Source organism: Burkholderia sp. Ac-20392, from assembly GCF_017104585.1.
GTDB classification, from domain to species: domain Bacteria; phylum Pseudomonadota; class Gammaproteobacteria; order Burkholderiales; family Burkholderiaceae; genus Burkholderia; species Burkholderia lata.
Genome location: NZ_JAAGPB010000849.1, coordinates 1 through 2,422 on the forward strand (window position 1 = coordinate 1; position 2,422 = coordinate 2,422).

Below are 2,422 nucleotides of genomic sequence, written 5' to 3' on the forward strand. Positions count from 1 at the left end.
GCCGGCCGGCATCGCGCCGCCGAGAATCGCGTCGCGCACGCGGCGCAGCAACTGGCGCTGCAGCGAAGGCGCGCCCGGCGTGCGCGCCAGCGGCGCGTCGAGCGGCAGCAACGGCGCATCGCCGGAAGGAAGGACAGTCGTCATCGGAACTTCGCAGCGTGAAAATGTTGGAACGTGGCGCACGGCTAGTGGCGCACGGCTAGTTGCGCACGGCTGGTAAATAACGGCTCGCGGTTCGCGCCCCAAAACTCGTGGCACCATAAATTTGCCGATCTCTGGCGCTTCTCATGGTACCTCGTCGCGACTACGATCGTCTGCATGCCGGCATGTCGCCGGCCGCCAACCGAAGCGAGATCGACCTTGTCCACGCTCACCAACGCTTTCCAGCAACCCATCGGCCACCCCGTTCCCGACTGGTCCGCGCGCCCGCGCCCGGAGCGCATCGTGCTCGAAGGCCGCTACTGCCGGCTCGAACCGCTCGACGCCGAGCGCCACGCGGCCGACTTGCACGCCGCCTACGCCCAGGCGCCGGACGGCAGCGACTGGACCTATCTCGCCCACGGCCCGTACGCCGACGAATCGAGCTACCGCGACTACGCGCGGACCGCGCAGGCAAGCCCGGACCCGCTGCACTACACGGTGATCGACCGTGCCACGGGCCGCGCGGTCGGCACGCTCGCGCTGATGCGCATCGATCCGGCCAACGGCGTGATCGAGGTCGGCTCCGTCACGTTCTCGCCGCTGCTAAAGCGCACGCCGATTTCGACCGAAGCGCAGTTCCTGCTGATGAAGTACGCGTTCGACACGCTCGGCTACCGGCGCTACGAATGGAAGTGCGACGACCTGAACATCCCGTCGCGCAAGGCCGCTGCACGGCTCGGCTTCCGCTACGAAGGCACGTTCCGGCAGGCGATCGTCTACCGCAGCCGCAATCGCGACACCGCGTGGTTCTCGATCATCGACAGCGAATGGCCGGACGTCCGCGCCGCGTTCGACGCGTGGCTCGCACCGGAGAACTTCGACGCGCACGGCGAGCAGCGCCAGTCGCTCACCGCGATCCGCCACGCGCAGGCAAGCGCGCGCGATGCGGCCAGCCGCGCGAACGACGCCACGCGCGTCACGGTGCGCCCGCTCGTCGCCGCCGACGAAGCCGCATGGCGCCCGCTGTGGCAGGGTTATCAGAAGTTCTACGACACCGCGCTGAGCGACGCGGTGTTCGCGACGACGTGGGCCCGCCTGATGGATCCCGCCGAGCCGATGTTCGTACTCGGCGCATTCGACGCATCAGGCGCGCTGGTCGGAATCGTGCATTCGATCTACCACCGCTCGTGCTGGACCGAAGGGCCGTACTGCTACCTGCAGGACCTGTACACCGCGCCCGACGCACGCGGGCAAGGTGCAGGCGGTGCGCTGATCGAGGCCGTGTACGAGCATGCCCGCGAAGCCGGCGCGAGCCGCGTGTACTGGCTCACGCACGAAACCAACACGACCGCGCGCGCGCTGTATGACAAGCTCGCGAACAACGCCGGGTTCATCCAGTACCGGCACGACGTGAAGAAGTAACGCGCGGCCGCGGCGGCCGCCGTTCAGCCTGGAACGTCGGCCGCCACGTGTGCATCGTCATCTTCCGGCGCGACGTCACACACCATGCCGGTTGCACCCGGCACCGACGCCGGGCGGATCATCTCGTCGCCATTGGCCGGCACGGGCCGCCGCACCGGCCGGAACACCGGTTCGCCCGGCTCGATCGGCTGCCCCGAGATCGCGCAGCGGCCCGGCTGCAACGCGACGCGCAAGCGCCAGCGCTGCTCGCCGTAATGGCACCGGCCGCTCTCGACCCAGCGAATCAGCAGCGCATTGTCGTCGGCCTCCAGCACCGTGACGAACAGTTGCGGGCGCAACGGCGAGACGGCCGCTGCGGCATGCTCGGGAACCGGCGCCCGGCCGATCGTCACGAGCGGATGCGCGACGCCGCCACGCGGCGGCATCGCATCGTCTTCGACCCATGCCGGTGCATCGCACGGCACGTCTTCTTCGCAAATCAGGCTTTCCATGGTGTTGAGCATGCTTGACGGATTTCCGTGCAGGTTGAACGGCGCCCCACTCAGCGCCGGCCCATCGGTTCGCGCAGCAGCGACAGGCCGATCGCCGCGCCGGTGACGGCGGCCGCGAGCATCAGCCCGATGCCGCCCGACCAGCCAAACGCACCGACGATCGCGCCGATCGCCAGCGGCCCGATCACCTGTCCGAGATAGTTGCCCTGCACGACCCAGCCGATGCTGAGCGGCGCCAGCGACGGCGTCGGCGCGGAGCCCGGCGCACACGCGAGAATCGTCGCGGGCAGCATCCCCGCGATCGCCGAGAACGCAAAGCCCAGCGCGACCGCGAGCGGCGCCGGCGTGGCCGCGCTAAAGAGCCCCGC

At 69.5% G+C, this 2,422-nt stretch carries 2 protein-coding genes and 1 pseudogene; 1 reads left to right on the forward strand and 2 read right to left on the reverse strand.

The features are described 5' to 3' along the window. The first annotated feature begins 360 nt into the window (after positions 1-360). Positions 361-1,563, forward strand: a complete 1,203-nt coding sequence (locus G3N99_RS38925) for a GNAT family N-acetyltransferase (protein ID WP_241012073.1) — start codon at positions 361-363, stop codon at positions 1,561-1,563. 23 nt (positions 1,564-1,586) lie between these two features. Here the strand turns inward: G3N99_RS38925 and G3N99_RS38930 are convergent, their stop codons facing one another. After that, positions 1,587-2,066, reverse strand: a complete 480-nt coding sequence (locus tag G3N99_RS38930; protein WP_206125054.1) for a DUF3331 domain-containing protein — start codon at positions 2,064-2,066, stop codon at positions 1,587-1,589. 38 nt (positions 2,067-2,104) lie between these two features. Next, positions 2,105-2,422, reverse strand: a pseudogene (locus tag G3N99_RS38935) (MFS transporter); the annotation flags it as partial.

Excerpts from the sequence above, each read along its gene's own strand:
- G3N99_RS38930 (WP_206125054.1), bottom strand. The coding sequence starts at position 2,066 with ATGCTCAACACCATGGAAAGCCTGATTTGCGAAGAAGACGTGCCGTGC.